The organism is Streptomyces sp. NBC_01314 (genome assembly GCF_041435215.1).
Classification (GTDB): domain Bacteria; phylum Actinomycetota; class Actinomycetes; order Streptomycetales; family Streptomycetaceae; genus Streptomyces.
On the sequence record NZ_CP108394.1, the window covers coordinates 5,388,295 to 5,413,300 of the forward strand.

At 69.5% G+C, this 25,006-nt stretch carries 26 protein-coding genes and 1 pseudogene; 14 read left to right on the forward strand and 13 right to left on the reverse strand.

What is annotated here, in order from left to right; translation table 11 throughout:
* Positions 1-14: 14 nt before the first annotated feature.
* Positions 15-1,349: a D-alanyl-D-alanine carboxypeptidase/D-alanyl-D-alanine-endopeptidase gene (gene dacB / locus OG622_RS23645; RefSeq protein WP_371578623.1), complete on the reverse strand. Its 1,335-nt coding sequence runs from the start codon at positions 1,347-1,349 to the stop codon at positions 15-17.
* Between the two features lie 199 nt (positions 1,350-1,548).
* Between dacB and OG622_RS23650 the strand changes: the two genes are divergently transcribed.
* Positions 1,549-1,962: a VOC family protein gene (locus OG622_RS23650; protein WP_371578624.1), complete on the forward strand. Its 414-nt coding sequence runs from the start codon at positions 1,549-1,551 to the stop codon at positions 1,960-1,962.
* Between the two features lie 180 nt (positions 1,963-2,142).
* Here the strand turns inward: OG622_RS23650 and OG622_RS23655 are convergent, their stop codons facing one another.
* The 3 genes from OG622_RS23655 to OG622_RS23665 all read right to left on the reverse strand — a co-directional run bounded on the left by OG622_RS23655 (position 2,143) and on the right by OG622_RS23665 (position 4,653).
* Positions 2,143-3,720 carry a carbohydrate-binding protein gene (locus OG622_RS23655; RefSeq protein WP_371578625.1) on the reverse strand — a complete coding sequence of 526 codons (1,578 nt, stop codon included), beginning with the start codon at positions 3,718-3,720 and terminating at the stop codon, positions 2,143-2,145.
* A 255-nt stretch (positions 3,721-3,975) separates the two neighbouring features.
* On the reverse strand, positions 3,976-4,209 hold the full coding sequence (locus OG622_RS23660; protein ID WP_371578626.1) for a hypothetical protein: 234 nt from the start codon (positions 4,207-4,209) through the stop codon (positions 3,976-3,978).
* Positions 4,210-4,356: 147 nt separating this feature from the next.
* Positions 4,357-4,653: a GntR family transcriptional regulator gene (locus OG622_RS23665; protein WP_371578627.1), complete on the reverse strand. Its 297-nt coding sequence runs from the start codon at positions 4,651-4,653 to the stop codon at positions 4,357-4,359.
* Positions 4,654-4,809: 156 nt separating this feature from the next.
* On the opposite strand from OG622_RS23665, the gene OG622_RS23670 reads away from it, so the two are divergent.
* Positions 4,810-5,166, forward strand: a complete 357-nt coding sequence (locus OG622_RS23670; RefSeq protein WP_371578628.1) for a hypothetical protein — start codon at positions 4,810-4,812, stop codon at positions 5,164-5,166.
* A complete protein-coding gene (locus OG622_RS23675; RefSeq protein ID WP_371578629.1) occupies positions 5,166-5,549 on the forward strand; it encodes a hypothetical protein in 384 nt (127 codons plus the stop codon). Before OG622_RS23670 ends, OG622_RS23675 begins: the two co-directional genes overlap by 1 nt.
* 207 nt (positions 5,550-5,756) lie before the next feature.
* Here OG622_RS23675 and OG622_RS23680 read toward each other — a convergent pair whose 3' ends face one another.
* Positions 5,757-6,017, reverse strand: a complete 261-nt coding sequence (locus OG622_RS23680; protein ID WP_371578630.1) for a hypothetical protein — start codon at positions 6,015-6,017, stop codon at positions 5,757-5,759.
* A gap of 367 nt (positions 6,018-6,384) precedes the next feature.
* On the opposite strand from OG622_RS23680, the gene helR reads away from it, so the two are divergent.
* Positions 6,385-8,703: an RNA polymerase recycling motor ATPase HelR gene (helR, locus tag OG622_RS23685; RefSeq protein WP_371578631.1), complete on the forward strand. Its 2,319-nt coding sequence runs from the start codon at positions 6,385-6,387 to the stop codon at positions 8,701-8,703.
* A gap of 128 nt (positions 8,704-8,831) precedes the next feature.
* On the opposite strand, the gene OG622_RS23690 is transcribed toward helR, so the two are convergent.
* Together OG622_RS23690 and OG622_RS23695 are read right to left on the reverse strand one after the other, a co-directional pair.
* Complete coding sequence (locus OG622_RS23690) at positions 8,832-9,092, reverse strand: hypothetical protein (RefSeq protein WP_371578632.1); 261 nt, start codon at positions 9,090-9,092, stop codon at positions 8,832-8,834.
* Between the two features lie 150 nt (positions 9,093-9,242).
* Positions 9,243-9,734 (reverse strand): hypothetical protein, encoded by a 492-nt coding sequence (locus OG622_RS23695; RefSeq protein ID WP_371578633.1) that lies wholly within the window; start codon positions 9,732-9,734, stop codon positions 9,243-9,245.
* Positions 9,735-9,940: 206 nt separating this feature from the next.
* Here OG622_RS23695 and OG622_RS23700 point away from each other — a divergent pair, with 206 nt between their 5' ends.
* Entirely contained in the window at positions 9,941-10,417 is a 477-nt protein-coding gene (locus OG622_RS23700) for a hypothetical protein (RefSeq protein ID WP_371578634.1), read from the forward strand.
* Positions 10,418-10,471: 54 nt separating this feature from the next.
* Positions 10,472-10,960, forward strand: a complete 489-nt coding sequence (locus OG622_RS23705) for a hypothetical protein (protein ID WP_371578635.1) — start codon at positions 10,472-10,474, stop codon at positions 10,958-10,960.
* Positions 10,961-11,020: 60 nt separating this feature from the next.
* Here OG622_RS23705 and OG622_RS23710 read toward each other — a convergent pair whose 3' ends face one another.
* Positions 11,021-11,506: a hypothetical protein gene (locus OG622_RS23710; RefSeq protein ID WP_371578636.1), complete on the reverse strand. Its 486-nt coding sequence runs from the start codon at positions 11,504-11,506 to the stop codon at positions 11,021-11,023.
* Between the two features lie 1,126 nt (positions 11,507-12,632).
* Between OG622_RS23710 and OG622_RS23715 the strand changes: the two are divergent.
* Positions 12,633-13,028, forward strand: a pseudogene (locus OG622_RS23715) (zinc ribbon domain-containing protein); the annotation flags it as partial.
* Positions 13,029-13,086: 58 nt separating this feature from the next.
* Positions 13,087-13,302 carry a DUF6243 family protein gene (locus OG622_RS23720; RefSeq protein WP_371578637.1) on the forward strand — a complete coding sequence of 72 codons (216 nt, stop codon included), beginning with the start codon at positions 13,087-13,089 and terminating at the stop codon, positions 13,300-13,302.
* Between the two features lie 149 nt (positions 13,303-13,451).
* On the opposite strand, the gene OG622_RS23725 is transcribed toward OG622_RS23720, so the two are convergent.
* Positions 13,452-13,781 carry a hypothetical protein gene (locus tag OG622_RS23725; protein WP_371578638.1) on the reverse strand — a complete coding sequence of 110 codons (330 nt, stop codon included), beginning with the start codon at positions 13,779-13,781 and terminating at the stop codon, positions 13,452-13,454.
* Positions 13,782-13,915: 134 nt separating this feature from the next.
* On the opposite strand from OG622_RS23725, the gene OG622_RS23730 reads away from it, so the two are divergent.
* On the forward strand, positions 13,916-14,872 hold the full coding sequence (locus tag OG622_RS23730; protein ID WP_371578639.1) for a GlxA family transcriptional regulator: 957 nt from the start codon (positions 13,916-13,918) through the stop codon (positions 14,870-14,872).
* Between the two features lie 117 nt (positions 14,873-14,989).
* Positions 14,990-15,988, forward strand: a complete 999-nt coding sequence (gap, locus tag OG622_RS23735) for a type I glyceraldehyde-3-phosphate dehydrogenase (RefSeq protein WP_371578640.1) — start codon at positions 14,990-14,992, stop codon at positions 15,986-15,988.
* A gap of 106 nt (positions 15,989-16,094) precedes the next feature.
* Here the strand turns inward: gap and OG622_RS23740 are convergent, their stop codons facing one another.
* Positions 16,095-16,802: a hypothetical protein gene (locus OG622_RS23740; protein ID WP_371578641.1), complete on the reverse strand. Its 708-nt coding sequence runs from the start codon at positions 16,800-16,802 to the stop codon at positions 16,095-16,097.
* A 143-nt stretch (positions 16,803-16,945) separates the two neighbouring features.
* On the opposite strand from OG622_RS23740, the gene OG622_RS23745 reads away from it, so the two are divergent.
* Together OG622_RS23745 and OG622_RS23750 are read left to right on the forward strand one after the other, a co-directional pair.
* Positions 16,946-17,431 (forward strand): MarR family winged helix-turn-helix transcriptional regulator, encoded by a 486-nt coding sequence (locus OG622_RS23745; protein ID WP_371578642.1) that lies wholly within the window; start codon positions 16,946-16,948, stop codon positions 17,429-17,431.
* Between the two features lie 99 nt (positions 17,432-17,530).
* Positions 17,531-19,024, forward strand: coding sequence for a DHA2 family efflux MFS transporter permease subunit (locus OG622_RS23750; protein ID WP_371578643.1), 1,494 nt, complete (start codon positions 17,531-17,533; stop codon positions 19,022-19,024).
* A gap of 63 nt (positions 19,025-19,087) precedes the next feature.
* Here the strand turns inward: OG622_RS23750 and OG622_RS23755 are convergent, their stop codons facing one another.
* Complete coding sequence (locus OG622_RS23755) at positions 19,088-19,549, reverse strand: pyridoxamine 5'-phosphate oxidase family protein (RefSeq protein ID WP_371578644.1); 462 nt, start codon at positions 19,547-19,549, stop codon at positions 19,088-19,090.
* A 187-nt stretch (positions 19,550-19,736) separates the two neighbouring features.
* Here OG622_RS23755 and OG622_RS23760 point away from each other — a divergent pair, with 187 nt between their 5' ends.
* Entirely contained in the window at positions 19,737-20,171 is a 435-nt protein-coding gene (locus OG622_RS23760) for a pentapeptide repeat-containing protein (RefSeq protein WP_371578645.1), read from the forward strand.
* Positions 20,172-20,314: 143 nt separating this feature from the next.
* On the opposite strand, the gene OG622_RS23765 is transcribed toward OG622_RS23760, so the two are convergent.
* Positions 20,315-20,974: a hypothetical protein gene (locus OG622_RS23765; protein ID WP_371578646.1), complete on the reverse strand. Its 660-nt coding sequence runs from the start codon at positions 20,972-20,974 to the stop codon at positions 20,315-20,317.
* 427 nt (positions 20,975-21,401) lie between these two features.
* Complete coding sequence (locus OG622_RS23770) at positions 21,402-23,459, reverse strand: RICIN domain-containing protein (protein WP_371578647.1); 2,058 nt, start codon at positions 23,457-23,459, stop codon at positions 21,402-21,404.
* A gap of 494 nt (positions 23,460-23,953) precedes the next feature.
* Here OG622_RS23770 and OG622_RS23775 point away from each other — a divergent pair, with 494 nt between their 5' ends.
* Positions 23,954-24,976, forward strand: a complete 1,023-nt coding sequence (locus OG622_RS23775) for a LacI family DNA-binding transcriptional regulator (protein ID WP_371578648.1) — start codon at positions 23,954-23,956, stop codon at positions 24,974-24,976.
* Positions 24,977-25,006 lie beyond the last annotated feature (30 nt).

A 25,006-nucleotide genomic window follows, 5' to 3' on the forward strand; every position in this document is an offset into this window, starting at 1 on the left:
CTTCAGGGTGCGCGCTACACCCAGCAGCCGTTGACCGTGGCCGCGAGGCCGTCCAGGGCGTCCTTGATGTCGGACGGCCCGGCGGTGGAGTCGTTCTCGATGAAGGAGAAGACCTTCCACTCGCCGTCCTGGGCCTTGGTCAGACCGCTCAGGGCGACGGCGCCGGTGAGGGTACCGGTCTTGGCCTTGACCTGGCCGACGGCGCACTTGGAGTCGGCGGTGTCGAAGCGGCCGAACTCCGGGCCCAGCGTGGCGCCCGCCTCACCCGAGACGGGCAGCCCGTCGATGATGTACTTCAGCGTCTGGGCGTGCTGGGGGTCGGCGGCCAGGTCGACGATGTCGGCCATGGTCCGCGCCGGGATACGGGTCGCGCGGGACAGCCCGCTGCCGTCGTACATCTCGAAGTTGTCGAGCGAGATGCCGTACCGGGTGAGGACGTCGCGGACGACGGCCGTGCCGTCCTCGAAGGTGGCGGAGCGGCCCGCGCCGAGCGCGGTGAGCCGCAGCAGCGACTCGGCGATGTCGTTGTCGCTGACCTTGAGCATCTGCTTGACGACCGTGGACAGCTTGTCGGACGTGTGCGAGGCGACGGGCACGTCTCCCTTGCCGACGACCCCACGGGTCACCCCGCCGTCGACCGTCACGCCCCGCGCGGAGAGGAGCTTGGCGAAGACCCCGCCCGCGTCGAGGGAGGTGTCGTCGACGTTGTGGGAGTCGACGACCAGCGCGCGTACGGGTGCGACGGAATCGGGGTAGTAGCCCGTGTTCCAGCCGTTGGCGAGGGTCGGCTCGGGGAAGAGGCTGTCGTCGATACGGACCTTCACCGAGGTGAGGCCGGCGTTGTTCAGCCCGGCGACGGCGGTCTTGGCGAGCGCGTCGAGGTCGTCGGTCGTCAGGGTGCGGTCGCCGCCGCCGACGAGGGTCAGCGTGCCGTCGCCGTACACGACCTTCGTGGTGATCCGGTGGTCCGGGCCGAGCACGGTCAGCGCGGCGGTGGAGGTCGCGAGCTTCGTGTTCGACGCGGCCATCAGCGCGGTGTCCGCGTCGTGACCCCACACCACCTTGTCGGACCCGGCGTCGATGACGACACCGCCGAGCTTGCTGCCGAGGCGCGTGTCCTGGCTGCGTGTGTTCAGGTTGTCCGCGATCTTCTGCTCGGCGGCGTCGAGTTCGGTGGCACCGGCCTTCACGGTCGCCTTGTCGGCGGCGAAGGCGGATGTCCCGGCCAGGATCGTCCCGGCGACGGGGGCGACCACGGCGATCACGGCCGCACGTCGCAGCGCCGGGTTCGGGGCCTTGGCCTTACGGTGCCGACCGCTCGCGCGGACGACGGAGGAGGGGGTGGGCATGGGAGGCCTCGGTGGGGGTGAGGGAATCTTGAAAGCGAAAGTAACAGTCGGGACTCCCGCTACCGATGGGTACGTTGTGAAGACTGACGCGCCGACAGCCGTTTGTGACGGAGACCACGGCATGCCGTTGTCAGTGGCTGGGGCTAGTCTCCGGACAACTGACCGTTCGCTCTGTTTGATCCGCTTTCAGGAGGTTCTCGTGGTCTCGCGACTCAACCCGTACCTCAGCTTCGACGGCGACGCCCGGCAGGCGCTGGAGTTCTACAAGGAGGTCTTCGGCGGCGACCTGAAGCTGCACACCTTCGGCGACTTCGGCCGGCCCGACACCCCGGAGGCCGACAAGATCATGCACGGCATGCTGGAAACCCCGAGCGGCTTCACCCTCATGGGCGCCGACACCCCGCCCGGCATGGAGTACACCCCCGGCACCAACTTCTCCGTCAGCCTCAGCGGGGAGGACGACACCGAACTGCGCGGCTGGTGGGAGAAGCTCTCCGCCGACGGCACGGTCTCCGTCCCTCTCGACAAACAGATGTGGGGCGACGTCTTCGGCATGTGCACGGACCGCTTCGGCACCCCGTGGATGGTCAACATCTCCGAACCGCAGGGCTGAGCACCGGCGGAGCCACAGTGCCGGAGGGGTCGCCGTCGGCCGGGTCTGGTGACCCGCTGGTCCTGGTGCGCGGCACGGCTCCTGGGGCGACCACACGGCCCGGCCCGCAGAACGCCCCCGCCCGCAACGGCGAACCGTCGCGGGCGGGGGCGCCATGTCACCCCGATGCCATTCCCGATGTCACCCGAAGGTGACGTCGAGGCTGCCGTCGCCGCCGAAGGACCAGTGCAGGCCGCCGGAGTACGCAGAGCAGCGGGAGCCGTTCGTCCCGGACCAGAACTGGTTGGAGCTGTCGGAGCTGCCGACGATCCGGTCGTTCGTACCGCTGCCGCTGCGGCATGACGTGTTGTCGCGGAACACCGACGTACCGCCGTCGAAGTTGAAGTTCCGCTCGGTGTTGTCGATGCTCACGTTCCCGGAGACCGCCATGGTGCCCGGGTTGCTGTTCCACGTGAAACCGTGCTTGCCGTTGTCGTAGGCGATGCTGCGCCGGACGATGTGGTTCACGGAGATGTCGTCGCCGCCGAGCTTGTAGCCGTTGCGGTCGCCGTTGCCGGCCTGCGAGCCGTCGCTGAGCGTGCCGTTCTCGTAGGCGAGCGAGTCCTCGATGGTCACCGGTCCGATGGGCCCGGTGTCCGGCTTGGTGTAGAGGTCCCAGCCGTCGTCGATGTTGTTGTGGGCCACGGCGTACCGGAAGACGTTCCCGGTCCCGGTGGTGAGCTTCGCGGCGAACCCGTCCGCGTCCTCCCCGTCGGAGTCGGCGTTGTCATGCGACTCGGCGCTCAGGATCAGGTTGTCCGAGGGCCAGTCGGCGGTGGGGGTACTGGAGGCCATCCGCCCCAACTGCAGCCCCGTGTCCCGGTTGTACCGCGTCACGGTCCGCTCGATGACGTTGTCGCTGCCGCCGACGTAGATCCCGTTGTCCCCGGCGCGCTCGACGACCAGCCCCTGGACATGCCAGTAGGAACCGTTGATCTGAAGTCCGCGGTTCGAGGAACTCTCGCTCTGCGCGGAGAAGTTGAGGACCGGCGTCTCACCCTGGTAGGCCGACAGCTTCGTACGGGCGGCGGCGGTCCCCGAGTTGCCGGCCGGGATGGTGACGGTCGACGCTTGGGCGTAGGTCCCGCCGCGCAGGTAGATGGTCCCGCCGGCGGTGATCCTGCTGATCGCCGAGGTGAGGGTGGTGGGGGCGGAGATCGTACCGGCCGCGGAGTCCGTCCCGCTCGGCGAGACGTACAGCGCGGAGCCGGCCGGCGGCGGGGTGGTGCCGCCGTCGGGCACGTTGGCGTCGAGGTAGTCGATGTTGGGCAGCCCGGTGGCGACGGTGGGGTTGATCCGGATGACGTTGCTGCCCGACGTCACGGGCACGGTCAGCGTCTTGGTGGTCCATCCCGTCCACGTGCCGGTGGACTCGAAGGACGTGGTCGCGGCGGCGGCGCCGTTCACCGTGACGCTCGCGGCCCGCGCTGCGGTGGTGCCGTTGGCGAACCGTACCGACAGTGTCGCCGTGCCCGATGCGGGTGCGGTCACGGTGAACTGCGCGTACGCGTTTGCGGCGTTGGTGCCGTTGCAGAATCCGCTGCCCGAGTATCCGGTCCAGTCGGAGTCGATCGTGCCGGTGCAGACGGCCGGTGACGTCTCGGCCTCGTACCGCGTGGTCGCTGCCTGCGCCGCCGTACCGGACAACGCGACCAGCAGGCCTGCCACCAGACCTGCGCTCACCGTCGCGATGACGGGTCTCACGTGCGTCTTTTGCATCGTTGATCTCCTGGACGGGTTGGCCGATTCATTCAGGTTCACTCGATCAGAAAGCGCTTTCCCCTGATGAGTGTCGGAGGATGGCCTGAACACGTCAATAGATCGGTACGTGGTTTCTGTTCACATGGATGAACTACGCGTGGCGATGCATGGCGGTGTGCGCGCGACGTCCAGCAGGAGCCGATCTGGAACATCACCACTGATCGGAACACATGCAGTTGACGGATCTCGACCTGACGCAAGGCCACGGAGGCATCAGGCGCCCACCTTGCGGGCAGATACCCGTCCGATGTTGTGAACGAAGGTGGCCACCCGCATCAACGCGGGCTCGTCCGGCCGCCGCAGGAGCACCAGGGAGCACCAGCCGCTGGGCCGGGTACCGAACCCACACCGGCAGACGCCCGTCCACCACGTGCGGGCAGGTTCACTCAGCATGGCGAGGAGGGCGTTCTCGGCGTCCGCGTCAGAGGACGTCAGGGCCGTTGACAAGGCCCCGGAACCTACGAGTCCGCACCTGTGGGATCCGCCGCGTACACGCGCCCCAGCCGACCGGGCTCCAACCGGGGGACGTACACCTGCGGCCTCAGCGTGAACGTGGTGACGCGCGCAAGGGGGGTGACGGCAACGCGCGGCCGTTCAGGTGGTCGGTTCGCCCTCTGCGGGCGCTTGGCCGACTGGCTGCTCGACGACGAAGGAGCCCTTGCCGCGCACGGTGACGATCAGGCCGCGCTCGCGGAGTTCCTGTGCGGTGCGCCGCGCGGTGAGTCGCGCAACGCCGTACTCCTCGGCGAGGTGGTTCTCGGAAGGGATGGGCCGGTCCGGCGCCAGTTCGCCCGACGCGATTTTTCCCGCGATGACGTCGGCCAGCTGCACGTAGAGCGGTCTCGCGCTCATCGGGTCCAGCGTTGCCTTCGGCTGTTCCGTATCGCTCATACGTCCAACGTAGAGCGGCAGCGACCTGCACAATCGTGTGGATCCCTCTTCACTTGTATGCAGAGGGCTGCGTACAGGTGTAGCGTCGAAGACAGAAAGACCCCGGCGAGGGGGCAACCTCCCGGGGCACGGCCCACGCTTACAAGGAGCGTCGACATGACCGACCTTATCCCCCGCGCCCTCCAATGGCTGCGCCTCCTCTTCTCCTCGGGCACCGGCAAACGGCGCCTCCCACGTCACCGCCCCTACCTCTGCCTGCACGTCACCGCCGTACGCCACCTCTCCGCCCCCGCGCCGACCCCCGCGTCCTCCAGCCTCCCCCGCCACCGCTCCCCGTACGGCCTCCACGGCCCCATCGACGGCTCCGCCTCCGCCCTCGTGCGCCCCTACCTCGCCGCGCATGAAGAGGAGGCCGTGCTTCAGCAGCGCCGCCGTCTCGCGCTCGTCCTCGCCGCCGACTTCGGGATCGACCTCGACCAGCACCTGGTCGGCATGCGGAAGGCAGCCGCCTGATGGAACACCTCAACGGCACGCCCGTACCCGGTCGCGGACGCGCGCTCCGGCTCCTGCCCTGGCCGTCCCCCGAGGGCAAACCCTCCTACCTGGTGACCGACCACAAAGGCGGCCACCTCTCCCGCCTCGCCGACGACCTGGAAGCCACCCAGCTCGCCACCGGCACCGACGTACTCGACCTCGCCCGCACGGTGCTGGACGACCCCACCTCGCCGTACACAGAGGTCCGCTACGCGGGCATCCGTCTCGCCGAGTGCCTGACGGACACCCTGCGCGTCGCCGAGTCCCGGGGGCTGCGCCTGCCCGCACCCGACATCGAGGACGAGGACGAAACCGTCGACGCGGAAACCGTGGAGGACGAGCAGCACGAACCCGGTCAGTGACAGACGCGCTCCTGGGGCCGCCCCCGCAGACGGACCAGCGGCCCGACACTCCGGCACACCGGCAGCGGACGGACTCCGCAGGCTGACCGGCGAGCGTGCGGGCCGCAGGTCAGCGGTCGACAGAGCAGCGGCTGGCTCTCAGCCGGGCCGTCGTGATGGGGGTGCACGGCGCCGCGCCGACACGACGCAGCGTCGTGACCGGCGCACTCACCTGCTGCGGTCCGCCGTGTACACCCGGCCCAGCTGACCAAGCTCCAACCGGGGGACGTACGCCTGCGGCCTCAGCGTGAACGTGGTGACGCGCGCAGGGGGATAGGTGACGAACAACCCGGCCCACACCCCGGTGCGCGTGGGCCCCGGGCCGATCAGGTGGAAGTCGCCCTCGGCGGAGGCGAAGAACACCGGCTGGTCGCTGGATCCGCTGCCCGGATACAACAAGGCATGTGCGGCGTCACGCGTGGTCGACACCACTCTGATGTTCCTGGGGCTGTGCTCGTGACATTCCGACGACCACCTGCGGATCTCCGCCACGACTTCTCGAAGGACGTGGTCGGCCATGTCTTGCTGCATGTCTTCCGGTGTGTCGTCCGGCATGCCTTGTGCGCTTCCCCAGCCCCGCCGTCGCAACTCCGCCGCGACCGGCCAAAAACAAAGGCAAGGAGAAAACACACTCTCCTTGCCACTTTCAACGTATAGCGCACCGGGGGGCTTGCGGCAAGGCCCCCGTCGTGGCGCAGAATCTCCGGCCTAGGGGTCGCAGACCCGTCGAGCGGACCACCCAGCAGACATCGAGCAGGACATCGAGGGACATCGAACAGGACCACCCAGCAGGACCATGGTCGTAAGCGACCTCACATTCGGAGCGTTCGGAGCAGATGAAGTGACCCCCCCGACCATTCCCAGCGCGTTCGACCTCCCCGACCGCCTCTCCGCCAAGGCCGACCCGGCCCTGATCGCCGCCGACGAGCGGTACTTCGCGGCGCTCGCCGCGTGCCTCGAACAGTCGATCGCCGAGGTGTCCGCCCAGCTCGACACCGCGCGCAGGGCCCCCGGCGGCCTGGGCCGGCACGCGATGGACCGGGACACGGAGATCCACCGCCTGACCGCCCGCCTGCGCACCCTGCGCCGCTTCGGTCTGGACCTGTGCCTCGGCCACATGGTGAGCACGGACGACCCCGACCCCGTGTACATCGGCCGCCTGGGCCTCACGGACAGCGCTACAGGGCGCAGGCTGCTGATCGACTGGCGCTCCCCGGCTGCCGAGCCGTTCTTCGGCGCGACCCACGCCAACCCGATGGGCCTGACGAGCCGCCGCCGCTACCGCTGGACCAACGGCCGTATCGGCGACTACTGGGACGAGATCTTCTCCCGGGACGAACTGGACGGGCTCACCGACCACCATGCCGCCGCGCTCGACGACCAGTCCGCGTTCATCGCCAGCCTGGGCACCAACAGGTCGGAACGCATGCGGGACGTCCTCGGCACCATCCAGGCCGACCAGGACGCCATCATCCGCGCCGGTTCCCGTGGTGCCCTGGTCGTGGACGGCGGCCCCGGCACCGGCAAGACCGTCGTGGCCCTCCACCGCTCCGCCTACCTCCTCCACTCCGACCCCCGTCTGGGGCACCGCCGGGGCGGTGTCCTCTTCGTGGGCCCGCACCGCCCGTACCTCTCCTACGTCGCCGACGTCCTCCCGAGCCTCGGTGAGGAGGGTGTGCAGACGTGCATCCTGCGCGACCTGGTCACGGAGGGGGCGGCGGCCGGTTCGGAGAGCGATGCGGAGGTGGCGCGCCTGAAGTCGTCGGCGGCTCTGGTGGGCTCGATCGAGAAGGCCGTCCGCTTCTACGAGGAGCCCCCCACCAAGGGCATGACGGTCACCACCCCCTGGTCCGACATCTGGCTGGGCCCCGCCGACTGGACCGCGGCCTTCGAGGCGGCGGAACCGGGCACCCCGCACAACGAGGCCCGGCACCAGGTCTGGGAGGAACTGCTCACCATCCTGACGGACAAGCACGACGCCGAAGCCGACCCCGACCCCGATCCGGAGACCGCCGCCTCCCCCTCCCCCGCTCTCCTGCGCAGGTCCCTCCTCCAGAACAGGGACCTGGTCACGACCTTCAACCGTGCCTGGCCCCTCCTCGAAGCGACGGATGTGGTCGGAGACCTGTGGTCGGTACCGGCGTACCTGCGCATGTGCGCGCCCTGGCTGGACCGCGAGGAGGTGCGACGCCTCCAGCGCGACGAGCCCCAGGCCTGGACGACCTCCGACCTCCCCCTCCTGGACGCGGCCCGCCAACGCCTCGGCGACCCGGAGACGGCCCGCCGCAAGCGCCGGCACGCGGCCACCCTCGCCGCCCAGCGCGAGCGCATGACCCAGGTCGTCGACAACCTGATCGAGGCCGTGGCCAACTCCGGCGCCGACGGGGACGACGACATCGGCCTGGTGAACATGCTCCGCGGCGAGGACGCCCAGGTCAGCCTGGTGGACAACTCCGAACTCCCCACCGCCGACCCCGACCTGCTCGCCGGGCCGTTCGCCCACATCGTCGTGGACGAGGCGCAGGAGCTGACGGACGCGGAGTGGCAGATGCTGTTGCAGCGCTGCCCCTCCCGGAGCTTCACGATCGTCGGCGACCGCGCCCAGGCCCGGCACGGCTTCACGGAGTCCTGGCAGGAACGCCTGAAGCGCGTGGGCCTCGACCGCGTCAACCTGGCCTCCCTGACCATCAACTACCGGACGCCGGAGGAGATCATGGCGGAGGCCGAACCGGTGATCCGGGCCGCCCTCCCGGACGCGAACGTCCCGACCTCGATCCGCAGCGGCGGCGTCCCGGTCGTACACGGCCCGGCTTCGGACCTGGACAACACCCTGGACACCTGGCTGGCCGCCAACGCCGACGGCATCGCCTGTGTCATCGCGGCCCCCGAATCCGGTACGACATCCCGCGCGCCGCTCCGTACGAATTCCCGCACGCCGCTCCGTACGACGCCCCGGGTCCGCTCCCTGACCCCCGAGCTGTCGAAGGGCCTCGAATTCGATCTGGTGGTCCTCATCGACCCGGAGGACTTCGGCGAGGGCATCGAGGGAGCCGTGGACCACTACGTGGCGATGACGCGGGCGACGCAGCGACTGGTCATCCTGACGACCGCCTGAGACGGACGGCGTACGCGACGGGCCCCGGCAGCCGCTTGACCGAGTCGGGGCCCCAAGTCCGATGTGGCACGACACCGCCAGCAATTGGGGTCACCGCGGTCAGTCCCGATCCCCGTACGAACGCGACCTCAAGCCGAGGCCCCGGCCCCGGCCTGGGTCCCGGCCTGGGTCCCGGTCTGAACCCCGGTCTGGGCCGCGGCCTCGGCCTCGGCCAGCCGGTGGAACGCCCGAGTCGTACCGGGGTGAACCATCTCGTCCAGCAGGTGCCTCCAGTCGGGGTCGGCGACGGGGGCGGGGTGCGTCAGATCCCACGCGACGAGCAGCGGACCGAACCCGCCCTCGTCCTGCCGCTCGGTGGCACTCGTCTCTGAAGGCCGCGTCGACTTCATGGGAGTCTCCCTCCGTCCGGGAACCCAGCGCTTCCGGGACCCGCCTTACTCCAACAGTCCCGCTTCCGAGTCCCCGAAGCCATGCGGTCCCCCACCGAACCGGGAATGGAGCCGGCCGCACCCCGGGGATCCCGCTGTCCCCCGCACCCCTCACCCTCGCCGAGCGGCCCCGCCCGGCCAGACGACGTCCACGGGTATGCGGGCTGCCCGTGCGGCGACGACGGCATCGGCGGTGCCGCCGCCCCTGCCGGTGGGCGGAGCGCCGTCCCAAACGGCGACGAGACGATCGGCCCGCTCGACGAGTACCGCGTTGGCGGCCTCGTACGCCTGCCGGCCGGCCGTCTCGTAGGGAAGAACGACGACCTCCCCGGCGGCCTCCACGAGCCGGTCGTAGGAGGCGCCGTGTTCGGCCTCGACCGTGTTCCGGCGGTAGTCGCGGGACGGGGTGACGACGACCAGCCGCCCGCCGAGGGCGAGAACGGCCTCGGCGAACAGGGTGTCGGCCCCCTTGGCGACACAGGAGACCCCGACGAGCCGCCCGTCGGCGGCATACGGCCCGAGCAGCGCGTCCAGGGCCGCCCGCACCAGAGGAACGGTGCCCTCGGTCAGATCCAGGTGCCCGGTCACCGCGATGGTCGTCACGGCGTGCTCCCCCCTGTGCGTCGACAGCGGACGGCGTGGAGCGGCTGTCGTGTTCCACCACCCTTATGGGTGGCGACTCGTTGACCTGCCCGAGTGTAGGTGGGTTCCGGACGCGCGAGGTGCGTTGATCAACGGGATTCCGGTGCGTGGAATGAGCCGTCTGTGCTCCGGAAACCGGGGCACATGCCTCTCCCCCTGGAGGATCCATGCCCGCTGCCCATGTCCGTCGCGCTGTGACCGCCGCCGCGCTGACCGCCGTCTTCACCCTTCCGTCCGTGTCCGCGCAGGCTTCGGCGGACGTCGGGGACAAGGACATCGTGCGGGTCCGGCTCACAGGGATCGCCTCGGGCGGCACGGATCCCTGGGTCGTCGAGACCGGCAACAGCTGGGTCACCTACCTGAAGCTGTACGACACGAAGAAGCGCTTCGCCGGGGACGCCAGCGCGCGGTGCAGCGCCGTCGAGGCGACGCACCAGCGGTTGACCACCCAGTGCACGCGCGTGCTGCGCCTGAAGAAGGGGGAGATCACCCTCCACGACGTGATCACCCGCGTGGACCACTCGCCCATCACCGCCAAGACGGCCATCGCGGGAGGCACCGGCATCTACAACGACGCCGAGGGGGAGGGCTACATCACTCTGGAGCGCGACCGGGTCCACTTCGACCTCCACGTCGATGACTGACGTCGCGTGCGCTCCCTCGCCCCCTCGCAGGCCGGTCGTTCCCCAGGAGATCGCGTGAGCAATTCAGCTGCCCGTGGCGCCGTCGTCGCCGCCCTCACCACCGCATTGGCCCTTCTTCCTGCCGCGGCCGCACAGGCCGAGCAGTCCGACAAGGGCAACGACATCGAGAAGGTCGTGCTGACCGGCGTCAACGTGGTGGACACGACACCCGAACACATCCGCACCGGCGACAGCTGGGTGACCCATCTGAAGCTGTACACGGCGAAGAAAAAGGGGAAGGCCACGTACGCCGGTGACGGCGAGTCGGAGTGCGGCGCGGTACACGTGGTCGACGGCGAAGTGACCACACAGTGCACGCGCGTGCTGCGGCTGAAGAACGGGACGCTGACCCTCAGCGACATGATCACCTACAGGCCGCACGAGCCGGTGACCGCCAAGACCGGCATCATCGGCGGCACCGGCCACTACCGGTCCGCCTACGGTGACGGCTACATCACCCTGCACGGCCCTCTCACCCACCTGGAACTGAACGTCGACGAATGAGGCACAGCTCCCGGTGCGGCCACCGTTCGCGGTGCCGCACCGGGGGCCCCTTCACGGGCCTCAATCGCTGATGTTCGCGGTTTTCTCGATGAGGCGCGTGAATACAACGAGAACTCCCAGGGCGGGAGGGAGGCTGGCCAGCGTCCAGAGAACGAAGAATCCGGCCAGCGCCCCTGCGACCATGCGCATTTCGTCCGGGGCTTCCTCGGAAACTCCGGCCAGCAGCAGCAGCGAAGCCGTGGCAAGAATTCCCATGGCGACGATGGTGAAGAAAGGCCACAGGTAGTCGGTCATGGGGAGGATGCGCGCCTTTTTCGCCTTCTTCAGGAAAGCGGTGTCACAGGCCCTTGTGATCATCGCCAGTACGGCGAACACAGCCCCGATTATGACACCGATCATGGACGCGGCGACTCCGAGCACCGGCTCCATCGGCAGGTCGTCGTCATGGCCGAGCCAGGCGCCGCCCATGGCACCCAGGAGGGCACCCAGTGGCTCCCCCCACCAAAAGCTCCTCAGGCTCACATGCACCAGCCTCGCGAACTCCATGAAGTATTTGTCCCCCAGGGTCCGTCCCCCGGGCTCCGCGGGACACGGGTCGGGGTCCCCCATCTCCGTGTTGATCACAGCCATCCCCACTCAACAGCAGCCACTCTCATCGAGCCGGGTCTCCACGACCCCGCCCCGGGTCGCCTTCACCCTTCTCGCGGGGTGTGCAAGAGACCGTCACCATCAATCCGCCGCTTTCTCTCTCCGATCGCCGATTCGTACGCATGCATCTCCCGTATCGCGTCGTACAACGACGCGCGCCGGACGGCCGAATACTGTAGCGCCGTCTCCGTCTTCGACGTCTCGGTAGCTCCGTCGAGGCCAGTGAGGGTGATCTTCGGACCGCACTCAAGGCTGTGCTTGATTTCACGCGTATCGACTTTGCACTCTGCGATCCGTCGAAGATAGTCGTCCATCCGGTCGTGCCGCCCTTCACGAGTGCGTACCCGACTGTGCTGTCGGGCACTGGACCTGACACATGGGCTCAACGGTAAGCCGGTCCCGATCATCAGGCCTCTCGTCAGCGACATTCCGGTGAAGAGGACGGCGCGAGTGGGCCCGTCACCCGCGACAGCGCCCGTCCGGCCCGAGAGACCGAACCGGCTGGGCCATCAGGATGATCCGCTTCGCGCACCACGGTCGAGCGACCGTTCCGGCCCTGCGCGACTCTGCTCATGCCGGAGTGTCGGCGCGGCCCGGAGGGCCTCGATGTGTTCGTGGGCGCTGGTGCCAGCGGTGCTGAGCTTCCCGGAAGGAAACGGCTGACCTCGGGCGCTCGCCGAAGGCCCGGCCGACGCCGGGGCGGCGAACAGGTTGGTGTGCGGGGCCGACGGAACCGGCTTAACGTCTTTGTCATGTTCTTCCAGACACCGATTTGCGAGTGAGAGCGTGATGGGCCCCTGCTGACGTCCTTCGATGTCGCCGCCCGTCCCCCACCGATGAATCCGTAGATCACTTCACCTGTTTCTTGCGAGGAGGCCCTGGCGTTCACGCCGGGGAGGAATCGCATCCGGGTGTCGCGACGCGGAGCGTCGCCGCGTCTGGTTCGGGGCGCGGAGTGCCCGTGCCGCTGTCGGCATCGCCGGGGTGATGTGAACGCGTGTGCCTGTGGTCGCTGGTCAGGGCCGGTCGCAAGTGGGCCAAGAAGGCGGTCCGCGACCACGACGCCATCGCGGTCGAGGACTTCCGCCCGAAGTTCCTCGCCAGGACCACCATGGCCCGCAAGGCCGCTGACGCCGCGATCGGCGCGACCAAGTCGGCTCTGATCGAGATGGGCCGCAAGCACGGGCGGGACATCCGCCTCGTCCACCCCGCGCACACCACGATGGACTGCGCGCACTGCGATGCGAGAGCCAAGCATCGCCTGCCGCTGGGTGAGCGCACCTACACCTGCACCGCGTGCGAAAATGTGTCCCCTCGGGACAAGAACTCCGCCCGCGTCATGCTCGTCCGGGCTGGTCTCAACCCGGCTGGCGCTGATGGCGGAAGACCTCCTGGAGCGCTGCTCCAGGAGGCGGCCTGAGCCAGGAATCCCCTTCCCTTCAGGGAGGGGAGGATTCAAATCATTACCGGGAGAACCCGTGACCGTGAGCAAGAACATCAACAACCCCGTGGGCATGGGCGGTGGCCAGCGCAAGAAGCTGTCGCGCGCCGAACGGCAGAACAACGGTCCGCACCGCAACCTCGACCGCCAGGGCGCAGCCGACCAGAAGGCGGAGCTGGTGCGCAAGATGCGCGAGAAGACAGGCGCGGCTGAGGGCACCGGGCAGGCGGGCGACGACACCGCACAGAGCTGACGTACCGCCGCTGATGTACCGCCGCCGCGGGGCGGCACGGGTCAGGGCCCGGACCGCGACGCGCGGTCCGGGCCCTGCTGCCGTACCGGGTGCCGCCGGTCGCGCTCAGCTCTCGGCCGACCACCCGCGTCTCAACCGACCACCCGGGGTCACCGCGGTTTCGCCAGCCCCGTCGCCGCCACCACCCCGACCTGCACCAGCAGCTCAGCACGTTCCCCATGCCATCGTGCGGTCTCCTGCTCGGGGTCGGTGGTGCGGATACCGGCGGGCGTCTTGGGCACGCGCGGCAGATGGACGTGCAGGTGGTCGACTTCGACCTCGCGGCTGCGGTCACGGACTTGGCGGCAAGGATCTCGGTGAGGCCGCACGCCCTTTTCCGAACTACGAAGCCCCTGCGCGAGTAGGTACTTCTGAAGCTCAGCGCAGAGGTGCACGGGGCAGTTCAAGGCAGTCTGGACGGTGCTGACGGCGCCTGCCATCGTGCTCTCATGACGCCACGGGGGACTGATCACGAGGTTTTGACTCTCGCTCGTGGAAGACGGCCCGGCCGGGGTGTCGTCCGCCCGGTCCGCGCAGGGGGCGTGTCGACGTCAGCCCCACGTAGCCTCTTCACGTGCCCGCACCCCGCCCGCATCGCGTAGCCGTCCTTGTGCTCGAGGGTGCGAAGCCGCTCGACGTCGGAATTCCCGCGCAGGTATTCACGACCCGCGCGAGCATGCCGTACGAGGTGCGGGTGTGCGGGGCGACACCCGGTCTCGTGACCGGCGGCGACGGCCTCGCGTACTACGTCGCCCACGGCCTCGACGCACTTGCGTGGGCCGACATCGTCTTCGTCCCCGGCTACCGGTTCCCGGACCGCGACGACCCGCCGCAGGCCGTCGTCGAGGCACTGATCGCCGCCCACGACCGGGGTGCGCGGCTCGCCGCCATCTCGACGGGCGCCTTCGCGCTCGCCGCCACGGGCCTGCTCGACGGCAGGCGCGCCACGACGCACTGGCACTACACGCGGGCCCTCGTGGCCAGGCATCCGCTCGTCCGGGTCGACGAGAACGTGCTGTTCGTCGACGAGGGCAGCGTGCTCACCTCGGCCGGCGCCGCCTCCGGCATCGACCTGTGCCTGCACATCCTGCGCGGTGACCTCGGCGTGGCCGCGTCCAACCACGCGGCCCGGCGTCTGGTCGCGGCCCCCTACCGCAGCGGCGGCCAGGCGCAGTACGTGCCGCGCAGCGTCCCCGAACCGCTCGGCGAACGGTTCGCCGCCACCCGCGAGTGGGCGCTGCACCGGCTCGGCGAGCCCCTCACGCTCGACATACTGGCGCGGCAGGCGGGGGTCTCGCCGCGCACGTTCTCCCGGCGCTTCGTCGAGGAGACCGGCTGCACGCCGATGCAGTGGGTGATGCGCGCCCGCATCGACCTGGCCCGCGAACTGCTCGAGCGCTCGCAGCGCGGCGTCGAACAGATCGCCGCCGACATCGGGCTCGGCACCGGCGCGAACCTGCGCCTGCACTTCCAGCGCATCCTCGGCACCACACCGAGCGAGTACCGGCGCACCTTCACGCGGGGCGAGTAACCCGCCCAACGCCGCATGTACGGGTGTGGCGGGATCCTTTTGAACCATGGCGATCCCGCCACTGTCAGCGGCGTCGGCCGCGCGCGAGCCTGGTGTGGAAGGGAAGGGACCTCACTCATGACTCGCATCGCCATCAACGGATTCGGCCGCATCGGGCGCAATGTGCTGCGCGCACTGCTGGAGCGCGACAGCGCCCTCGACATCGTCGCCGTCAACGACCTGACGGAGCCCGCCACTCTCGCCCGGCTGCTCGCCTACGACAGCACGGCCGGCCGGCTCGGGCGCCCGGTGACCGTCGACGGGGACGCCCTCGTCGTCGACGGCCGCCGGATCACGGTGCTGGCCGAGCGCGAACCGGCGCAGCTGCCGTGGGCCGAACTCGGCGTCGACATCGTCCTGGAAGCCACCGGCCGCTTCACCTCGGCCAAGGCCGCCGGGGCCCACCTCGACGCGGGCGCGAGGAAGGTACTCGTCAGCGCGCCGTCGGACGGCGCCGACGTCACGCTCGCGTTCGGGGTCAACAACGACGCCTACGACCCGGCCGTGCACACGATCGTCTCGAACGCCTCCTGCACCACCAACGCGCTCGCGCCGCTGGCCGCGGTCCTCGACGAACTCGCCGGTATCGAGCACGGGTTCATGACGACGGTGCACGCCTACACGCAGGAGCAGAACCTGCAGGACGGTCCGCACCGCGACGCCCGTCGCGCCCGGGCCGCCGGCGTCAACATCGTGCCGACCACGACCGGCGCCGCCAAGGCGATCGGCCTGGTGCTGCCGAACCTCGCCGGCAAGCTGTCGGGCGACTCGATCCGCGTACCGGTGCCGGTGGGTTCGATCGTGGAACTCAACACGACCGTCGCCCGCGACGTGACGCGCGAGGACGTGCTGGCGGCGTACCGCGCCGCGGCGGAGGGGCCGCTCACCGGTGTCCTCGAATACTCGGAGGACCCGCTCGTCTCCTCCGACATCGTGGGCAATCCCGCCTCGTCGATCTTCGACTCGGCTCTCACCCGCGTCGAGGGCCGCCACGTCAAGGTGGTCGCCTGGTACGACAACGAGTGGGGCTTCTCGAACCGCGTGATCGACACGCTCGAGTTCCTCGCCACCCGCTGACCGGACGCCGGGGCGGTACCCCGCCTCCGGCGACCGCGTCGGCCTTCACGAGAAGCGACAGCATCGACGTCTCTGTCATCGTCGCCCAGGAGACGGAAGCCGGCGGTCACTCTTTCCGTTCTCCAGGCGTGAACGGGCCTGTCGCGGGGGCTACGCACTTGTCGACGACGGTCTCCTCGCCGGCCACCGAGCCGTCCAAGCAGAGCCGTCCGCCTTGGTCGCGCAGGTCGAGAGAGAACCGCGTGGTCGTACCGGACTGCTTGAGGCCGTGGATGCGCTCGTCGATGTAGCCGAGGTCGTTCAGGACCGTCCGGACCTTGGTGGGGGTGGGATCCGCCAGATCCCAGAGCGCTTGGGTGATGCGCAGTTCATGGTGGTTGCCCGCGCACCAGTCGCGAGCGTTCAACTCCACCTCCGGCCCCGTCGTGGGGGCGATCGGCTCGATCGCGTCGCTCGGCGGTGTCTCTCCCGGCGGCAACGACTCCGCCGAACCGGACGGCAACGACTTCGGTGGACTCGACGGCAACGACTCCGGCGGACCGGTCGGGGGTACCTCCGCCGGACCGCTCGGGGGCGACTCCGCCGGACCGCTCGGGGGACACTGCTGCGCGATCTCGCTCAGCATCTTCGTGAAGGCCGCGTCGGGCCGGGCCCCGGCGGTGTCAGCGGGGTTGCTTTGCGGTCCGCCGGCGTCTGTCTTCTCGGTACCGCAGGCGGCGAGCGCCAGAGCCGCGAGAGCCGCTGCTGCGAGCGTGGGCCACGGGCGGCGCGGGGAGCGGGCAGCTGTGCCGGCCGGGGCAGGGTTTCTTCTCATGCGCCGAGTCTCCGCGCAGGCCGGCGCCTCCACCTGAGCACGCGTACTCAAGTGCGCAGGGGTGCTCACTCACTCTGCTTGAGCCCCGTTAAGGACTCTTCCGGATAATCCGCCTCGGATCGATCTGCTCTACGCTGGCAGACATGACCGCCATGACGCCCGCGCGCACCGAACCGGACCTGTCGTTCCTCCTCGACCACACCAGTCACGTCCTGCGGAGCCAGATGTCCGCCGCCCTCGCCGAGATCGGCCTGACCGCCCGCATGCACTGTGTGCTCGTCCACGCCCTGGAGGAGGAGCGCACCCAGATCCAGCTCGCCGAGATCGGCGACATGGACAAGACCACGATGGTGGTGACGGTGGATGCCCTGGAGAAGGCGGGTCTGGCCGAGCGCCGCCCCTCCAGTACGGACCGGCGGGCCCGGATCATCGCCGTCACCGACGAGGGCGCACGCATCGCCGGGCAGAGTCAGAAGATCGTCGACCGCGTGCATCGCGACGCCCTGGCCACCCTTCCCGAGGAGGACAGGGAAGCCCTCCTGCGAACCCTGAAGCGCCTGGTCGGCGATGGTCTGGCCAATCCCGTCGAGGCCCCGCGCACCGCCCGGCGGGCGCGCCAGGCCAGGTAGGCGGAGGAGTGAGGCCAAAAGTAAGACCGAAAGAAATAGTTTGCAACAAAACCATCTGCTACGGTCTCTCCTGTCGCCCCGACTGACAGGAGAGACCGCATGCCTGCCGCATCCGGCTTCGCGCCATCACCCGCTTCTCCCGCCGCCCCGCGCTCACGTCGGCTCGCCCTCGGAGTCATCGCCACCGGGATGCTGATGATCATCCTCGACGGCTCCATCGTGACCGTGGCGATGCCGGCCATCCAGAACGACCTGGGGTTCACCCCCGCCGGCCTCAGCTGGGTCGTCAACGCCTACCTCATCGCGTTCGGCAGCCTGCTCCTGCTGGCCGGCCGGCTCGGCGACCTGATCGGCCGCAGGCGCATGTTCCTGGCCGGCACCGCCGCCTTCACCGCCGCCTCGCTGCTGGCCGGCGTGGCCACCTCGCCCGCCGTACTGATCGTCGCCCGCTTCCTCCAGGGCATCGGCAGCGCGATGGCCGCCGCTGTCAGCCTGGGCATCCTCGTGACGCTGTTCACCGAGCCCAGGGAGCGCGCCAGGGCCATCGCCGTCTTCAGTTTCACCGGCGCGGCGGGCGCGTCCATCGGCCAGGTCCTCGGCGGCGTACTCACCGACGCGCTCAACTGGCACTGGATCTTCTTCATCAACCTGCCGATCGGTATCGCCGCCCTCGCGATCGCCGTCCGTGTCCTGCCCCGTGACGTCGGTCTGGGCCTCAAGGCGGGTGCGGACGTCTTCGGCGCGGTTCTGGTCACCGGCGGTCTGATGCTCGGCATCCACACCGTCGTCAAGGTCGAGGAGTACGGCTGGACCTCGGGCCGCACTCTCGGCTTCGGTGCCCTCGCCGTCGTACTGCTCGCCGCGTTCCTCGTCCGTCAGGCCACCGCGAAGAACCCGCTGATGCCGCTGCGGATCTTCCGCTCGCGCAGCGTCTCCGCCGCCAACCTGGTCCAGCTCCTGATGGTCGCCGCGCTCTTCTCCTTCCAGATCCTCGTCGCCCTGTACCTCCAGAAGGTGCTCGGATACGGCGCCGCCGAGACCGGCCTCGCGATGCTCCCGGCAGCCGTCGTCATCGGTGCCGTCTCCCTGGGCGTCTCCGCCCGCCTCAACGGCCGCTTCGGTGAGCGCAACGTCCTGCTGGCGGGCATCGTGCTCCTCATCGGCGTCCTCGGTCTCCTCGCCCGCGTCCCCGTGCAGGCCGGTTACGCCGTCGACCTCCTTCCGGTCATGCTGCTCGCCGCGGGCTTCGGCCTCGCGCTGCCCGCGCTGACCACACTCGGCATGTCCGGCGCGAACGAGGAGGACGCCGGCCTCGCGTCCGGCCTGTTCAACACCACCCAGCAGATCGGCATGGCCCTGGGCGTCGCGGCCTTGTCCACCCTGGCCGCCTCCCGCACCGAGAGCCTCGCGGCGGAGGGCCGGACGGCGGCCGAGGCACTGACCGGCGGCTACCGGCTCGCCTTCGCGGCGGGCGCGGGGCTCCTGGTCATCGCCTTCGCCGTCGCCTTCACGATGCTGCGCCGCCCCGAGCGGCAGACCGCCCAGGAGCCGGCCGCCGACACACCGGCTCCCACCCACGCCGCAGCCCTCTGACTGCCGAGTCGGTACCCGGCTGGGATCGTGATCCGGGAGAGGCGCGTCGGCGAGGGACTGCCGCTATTCCAGCCACATCCCGTCGCGCATGATGACTCTCCCGCGTAGTTCCGGCTCGCCTCGCCAAGCGCGCACAGTCCTCGGGACCACGCGTACATACAGAAAAGAACCCTCTTCCACGCGCGGATCCCACCCGAACTTGTCGGCGAACGCCTCCGCCGCGCCTTGGGGCACCTCCTGGTCCGGGAAGCACTCCGCCTCACCCTGGAGGAGCACCACGTCGAAGGTGTCCGGTAGCGCCAGGCGCACGCGCGGCTCTTCGCGGACGTTCCGCGCGGTCACGGAAGTGGCGCCGGTGCACATCCACACTGCTCGCCCGTCCCACAGGAACCAAAGCGGCACCTGGTGCGGCCCGTGATCAGGGTGAGCCGTCGACACCCATACGTCCCGCTCGGTGACGAGCCGCTCCAGAGCGTCGCGCCTACGCTCCGCCGTCCGGCGTCGAACGATTCCCGTGGTCTCCATGAGGACCGACCCTAGCCAGCAGGCGCGAAGCACGCCTGAGGCGCAGGACCTACTCCCAACGACCGATGAGGCGGACCAGTTGAACCGGTGGGCCGGGCGAGGAAGGCATGGCCGGCGTCGCGAGTGTGAACCAGCGGGCCCAGGAATCCGGGCGACGGCCACCGATCCGGCTGACACGCTGGCGCACATGACCACACCACTGACCGCGAGACAACGACTCGCCGCGCTCCACAGCCATGCGGCCGTGAACGGTGAGGACTTCACCGGCCAGAACCTTGCTTCGGCCCGCACGTCGCGGCTGCGGTTCACCGGCTGCTCGTTCATCGGGGCCGATCTGCGCCACGCCACCCTGGACGGGTGTTGGTTCAAGTTCTGTGACTTCAGCGACGCGGACCTGCGCGGGGCTTCACTGCGCGGGGTCAGCCTGGCCGGATGCGATCTACGGGGTGCTGACCTGCGCGACACCGATCTGACCGACGCCAGGTTCGGAAGCGTGAACACGGGTGTGCCCCCGCTCGGGCTGACCGACGTCACCGGTGCCCGGTTCGAGGGAGCGTCCTTGCGCAACGTCCAAGCGGAAGGCGTCATCGGGTGGTCACCCGGGCTCAGCGGGAGCGCGTAGGCCTGCCTGGCGGCGCGCCGATCACAACCCGGTACAGCTGAGGTCGAGCACGAGCCCTCGCCCACCGAAGTGCTCAGCGGCACCCAGCGAGAGCCGGCCGAACGCTGCACAGCACGCCGCCCGCACCTCACTCCGAACGGAAGTCATTCGGCTCCGGGCGGAAAGCCATAGATGCCGTCGCCCGCCGGTGGCGCGTCCGGGATGTCGAGGGGACAGATTCCCCACTGCCTGGCGATGGCCATGACGTGCCTCTCGGAAGGCATGTCGGCATACCAGTCGTCCCAGTCGGATTCGTTCCAGGATGCCATCCCCTCTTCCGCCCCCCTGATGCCGACACCGAGTCGGCGCTCGATCTCGGTTGGCTCACCGAGTCGCAGGGGTCCGTCACCGGCCGAGCTGTCGTAGCAGTAGGCCCGGACGACTCGGCCGGCCTCCACTCTCGCCCAGGCGTGGCACTCGCCGATGCGATCGGTGCGGAAGTACTGCAGGTCGCCCAGGTGCCGGCCGAGTGACCGAAGCCAGGACAGGAGGGACGGACCGCTGTCCTCAAGTCCGACGGGGAGGTGGATCCGGCCGTGAGCCAGCGTCCAGCCGTCCACGGGAGAGGCTACGAAGACGCCTCGCCGGTACGCCGCTTGTGTCCCCGCCTCCCAGTCCATTGTCACTCGCGTGAGCAACCCGAGCGCGTCGGCGACCTGCCCGCTGTCACCGCCGGGCACGGCCAGCCAGGACGTCTTGTAGCCGATTCCCACAGCGATCCTCTCCTCCACGCGTACGCGTATCCTGCTGCGCGGCTCCGACATGTGCCTTCTTGCCGAGCTGATGAAGCCGATCCGTCCCGCTGCCCGTTTCAGCTTCCTTCTCTGTGGCCAAGGACGGTGTCCTGCAGCAGGGTCACCGTCGCCGCCGAGGTCTCTGGTGCGGTTCAGCGATACGGCAATTCGCGGGGCCGGGGGCGGGATGCCTTCTTCCAACTGCCCCAGGCCCTCCACGAGAACAGGGCACTATCCGGCCCTCACCGCCTCTTCGAGCGTAGGAAACCGCATCCCGCCCCGAAGGCCGGCCGCCGTACGGTGGTTCGGGCGACGACGACGGATCGCGTGTGGGGGAGTTGCCGGGCCGAGTGGTCGTACGAGTACGGGCGGCTCGGTCGCACGGGTCGCCCGGCACGAAGAAGCCCCAGGTCAGTGCCTGGGGCTTCCTTGTCGGCCGTAGGGCCCGGCCGTACTGTCAGCCGGCCGGTGTCACGTCCGTCAGCTTCCAGCGCTGGTTGGAGCCCGAGTTGGGGATCCAGAGGCCCACGCCGGCGCCGTCGTTCGTGGACTGGCCGCCGACGTCGGTGAGTTGGCCGGTGGCCGCGTTGACCAGGGTCCAGGTGGAGTCGCCCGTGGTGGACATGATCCACTGGGTGGCGGTGTCGCGGGTGCCCGTGTCGGCCTCGGCCACCAGGGAGCCGTTGCGGATCGCCAGGCGCTTGTGCGAGGCGGCCTCCGTCAGGACGTAGCGGGTGCGGTTGTCCGTCGGGCCGGTGCCGATACGGTCCAGGGTCCACCGCTGGCCGGCCGGGTTGGTCGCGTTCGGGGTCTTGATGACCAGGCTCTTGCCGTCGGCGGCGACGGAGAGGTTCTTGCTGCTCTGGACGCCCGTCAGGGTGTAGGTGTGGTCGTCCTGCAGCTCGGCGGCGGAGGCGGCCACGCCCGAGACGTTACTGATCAGGAACGACGTCACCGACTGGGCCGGGACCGTGATCGTGGCCTTCTTGCCCTTGACCTTCACGGCCTTCTGGCGGATCAGCTTGCCGGCGGCGTCCGTCACCACCGGGGTGACCCTCGCGTGCTTGCCGACGTCGCCGAACCGGGACAGGTCGAGGGTCACCGCGCGCGGTGCCGTCGTGCTGTTGACGTGGACGACCGTCGCCTTCTTGCCCTTCTTCGCGACCGCGGCCGTGCTCGACGTGTCGTCGGTCTTGATGAGGCGGTCGCCCGGCTGGATGAAGTGCGTGAAGTTACGGGCCGTGTCGAACTTGGTGTTCGTGTAGATCGGGCACGACTTCAGCGTGTCCGTCGACTTGCAGGCGAACGACATCTGGATGGAACCCCAGTTGCCGCCCTTCGCGGACTCGCCGCCCGGCTTCATGTTGTCGTAGTCCTCGACCGGCTGCCAGAACACCCAGGCCTCGGGCTCCAGTTCACGGAGGTCGTTGACCATCTGCTGGGCGAGGCCCAGGCCGGGACGCATGTCGGTGAAGCTCTGGCCGTCGCCCCAGTCGCCCTCGACCTCGCTCATCCACAGCGGCTTGTCGGCGGCCTTGGCGAGGTCACGGACCATGGTGCGCTGGCCGGTGCCGTAGGTGTGGACGTTCATCTGGCCGACGAGGTCGCGGACCTCCTGGGGGTAGGAGTTCCAGTTCGTGGCGAAGATGCTCGGGTTGGTCTCGTCCATCGCGGAGATCTCCGCGTCCGAGCGGGACTTCTTCAGGACCGGGGCGAGCGCCTTGAGGACCTTCTGCTGGAGCTCGGGGCCGATGTGGGCGCCCTCCTGACGGCCGCCGGTGGGCTGGCCGTCGGCGCCGAGCTTGGTGCCCCAGTAGGTGGTGTTGGGCTCGTTGAAGGGGTCGAGGGTGTCGACCTTGATGTGGTGCGCCTTCTCCAGGCGCTCGGTGGCGCCGACCAGGTACTTGGCGAAGTCCTCGACCGAGTCGGCCTTCAGCTGGTCCTTCGAGGAGTCGAAGCCGCCGGAGACGTAGCCGCTCTCCGTCATGAACCACGGCGGGGAGTTGCTGAAGGTCTCCCAGTGGTCGATGTCGTTCTTGATGCGGTCGACCCACCAGCGCTGGGTGGCGTCGGCGTCCTTGTTCCAGTCGTTCTTGTCGTCGGCGCTCCACCAGTCGACGTCCGTGCGGGTGGTGCCCGCCGGGGCGTTCCACCAGCCCTCGACCGCGCCGCCGGGCCGCAGGTAGTCCTTGACGTCGGGGGCGTTGCCGCCGCCGATGTTGTAGCGGGCGATGTTGAGGTCGAGGCCGTCCTTGCCGAAGAGGAGGTCGGCCAGCTTCTCGCGCACCGCCGGGGGGTAGTCGCCGGTGGCGTTGGCGAACCACACCAGGCTGGTGCCCCAGCCCTCGAAGCTGTCCCCCTTGTAGGAGGGGTCGGGGCGGACCGTCACCGCGGCGACGGCGGCCGTGTCGGCGTGCGCCATCGGCAGGGAGGTCGTGGCCATGACGGTTCCGGTGGCCAGGGCCGTGACGCCGATGGCCCCGAAGAGCCGTCTCGTACGGGTGCGGTGTGCCATTCGAGTACTCCAACTCTTCCGTGTGGCGCGTCCCTGCGAGACACGGAGATCGGGGCCGGCGTTCAGCCGTGGTGCGGTTCGGTACGACGCGTCTTTACTGCGGTTCGGCGCCAAGCGTCTTTACTGCGGTTCGGTGCGAAGCGGTTTACTGTGCTTCGAGGTGGTTCGGCGCGCTCTCGTATGGTCTGTCTCAGTGAATGTTTACGTAAACATTCACTGAGGCGGATGTCTACACTGCCCGAATCGCGGCGGTCAAGGATTCGTAAGAGATCAACAAGTCGTTCCGGAAGTGTCGGCAGCGCCGCAAGGGCCGGAGCAGCCAGAACAGCCGGACGGGTCGCAAGAGTCGCACGAGCCGTACGAGTCGCACGAGCCCTTTGAGTCGCACTAGCCCTATGAGCCACACAAACCGGAAGAGTCGGGAGAACCAGGTGGACGCGACCGACGGTCGTAGTACGAGGAGACGCTCCGCCCGGCCCCGGCAAGGGCCCTCCATGGGTGACGTCGCTCGGCTCGCCGGGGTCTCGTCCCAGACCGTCTCCCGGGTGTCCACCGGCTTCGCCGGGGTCAACGAGGACACCCGGCAGCAGGTGCTCGCCGCGATGCGGGAGCTGGGGTACCGGCCCAACAGTGCCGCGCGGGCGCTGCGGCGCGGGGAGTTCCGGACGCTCGGCGTGATCACCTTCTCCCTCTCCACCCTCGGGAACATCCGCACGCTCGACGCGATCGCCACGTCCGCCGCGCGGGAGGGGTACGCAGTCACGCTGCTGCCCGTCGCCGTGCCGACGCAGGACGAGGTGAAAGGGGCGTTCTCGCGGCTCGGGGAGCTGGCCGTGGACGCCGTCATCGTGATCATGGAGGTCCATCTGCTCGACGCGGCGACCGTGTCGGTGCCGCCCGGTGTGCAGGTCGTGGTGGCCGACTCGGACGCCGGCGACCGGTACACCGTCGTCGACACCGACCAGGCGGGCGGCGCGCGGGACGCCGTACGGCATCTGCTGGAGCTCGGGCACGGGACGGTGTGGCATCTGGCCGGGCCCGAGGACTCCTTCGCGGCGCAGCGGCGGGCGAACGCGTGGCGCGCCACGCTCGACGAGGCGGGCGTCAGGGAGGTGCCGCCCCTCGTGCGCGGCGACTGGTCCGCCGAGTCGGGGTACCGGGCCGGGCTGCGGATCGCCGAACAGGCGGACTGTACGGCCGTGTTCGTCGCGAACGACCAGATGGCCCTCGGGTTGCTGCGGGCCCTGAACGAGCGCGGGCGCCGGGTCCCCGAGGACGTCAGCGTCGTCGGCTTCGACGACATCCCCGAGGCCGCGTCCTTCCTGCCGCCCCTCACCACCGTCCACCAGGACTTCGCCGAGGTGGGGCGACTGTGTGTGGCGGGGGTGCTCAGCAAGATGCGGGAGAGCGGGGAAGAGGCGGACACGGGCGAGGAGCACGGGACGACGCTGGTGCCCACGCGGCTCGTACGGCGGCGGAGCACCGGGCCGGCTCCGAAGGGTGCGCGGGGCGTCTAGGGGCGGGCGGACGTCCGCCGAAGCGGGGGA

Excerpts from the sequence above, each read along its gene's own strand:
- OG622_RS23670 (WP_371578628.1), top strand. The coding sequence starts at position 4,810 with ATGACCGACCTTATCCCCCGCGCCCTCCAATGGCTGCGCCTCCTCTTC.
- OG622_RS23665 (WP_371578627.1), bottom strand. The coding sequence starts at position 4,653 with ATGAGCGATACGGAACAGCCGAAGGCAACGCTGGACCCGATGAGCGCG.
- OG622_RS23710 (WP_371578636.1), bottom strand. The coding sequence starts at position 11,506 with ATGGAGTTCGCGAGGCTGGTGCATGTGAGCCTGAGGAGCTTTTGGTGG.
- OG622_RS23690 (WP_371578632.1), bottom strand. The coding sequence starts at position 9,092 with ATGAAGTCGACGCGGCCTTCAGAGACGAGTGCCACCGAGCGGCAGGAC.
- OG622_RS23770 (WP_371578647.1), bottom strand. The coding sequence starts at position 23,459 with ATGGCACACCGCACCCGTACGAGACGGCTCTTCGGGGCCATCGGCGTC.
- dacB (WP_371578623.1), bottom strand. The coding sequence starts at position 1,349 with ATGCCCACCCCCTCCTCCGTCGTCCGCGCGAGCGGTCGGCACCGTAAG.
- OG622_RS23765 (WP_371578646.1), bottom strand. The coding sequence starts at position 20,974 with ATGTCGGAGCCGCGCAGCAGGATACGCGTACGCGTGGAGGAGAGGATC.
- OG622_RS23755 (WP_371578644.1), bottom strand. The coding sequence starts at position 19,549 with ATGGAGACCACGGGAATCGTTCGACGCCGGACGGCGGAGCGTAGGCGC.
- OG622_RS23700 (WP_371578634.1), top strand. The coding sequence starts at position 9,941 with ATGCCCGCTGCCCATGTCCGTCGCGCTGTGACCGCCGCCGCGCTGACC.
- OG622_RS23725 (WP_371578638.1), bottom strand. The coding sequence starts at position 13,781 with ATGGCAGGCGCCGTCAGCACCGTCCAGACTGCCTTGAACTGCCCCGTG.
- OG622_RS23675 (WP_371578629.1), top strand. The coding sequence starts at position 5,166 with ATGGAACACCTCAACGGCACGCCCGTACCCGGTCGCGGACGCGCGCTC.
- OG622_RS23760 (WP_371578645.1), top strand. The coding sequence starts at position 19,737 with ATGACCACACCACTGACCGCGAGACAACGACTCGCCGCGCTCCACAGC.
- OG622_RS23750 (WP_371578643.1), top strand. The coding sequence starts at position 17,531 with ATGCCTGCCGCATCCGGCTTCGCGCCATCACCCGCTTCTCCCGCCGCC.
- OG622_RS23655 (WP_371578625.1), bottom strand. The coding sequence starts at position 3,720 with ATGCAAAAGACGCACGTGAGACCCGTCATCGCGACGGTGAGCGCAGGT.
- OG622_RS23775 (WP_371578648.1), top strand. The coding sequence starts at position 23,954 with ATGGGTGACGTCGCTCGGCTCGCCGGGGTCTCGTCCCAGACCGTCTCC.
- helR (WP_371578631.1), top strand. The coding sequence starts at position 6,385 with ATGGTCGTAAGCGACCTCACATTCGGAGCGTTCGGAGCAGATGAAGTG.
- OG622_RS23740 (WP_371578641.1), bottom strand. The coding sequence starts at position 16,802 with ATGAGAAGAAACCCTGCCCCGGCCGGCACAGCTGCCCGCTCCCCGCGC.
- OG622_RS23745 (WP_371578642.1), top strand. The coding sequence starts at position 16,946 with ATGACCGCCATGACGCCCGCGCGCACCGAACCGGACCTGTCGTTCCTC.
- gap (WP_371578640.1), top strand. The coding sequence starts at position 14,990 with ATGACTCGCATCGCCATCAACGGATTCGGCCGCATCGGGCGCAATGTG.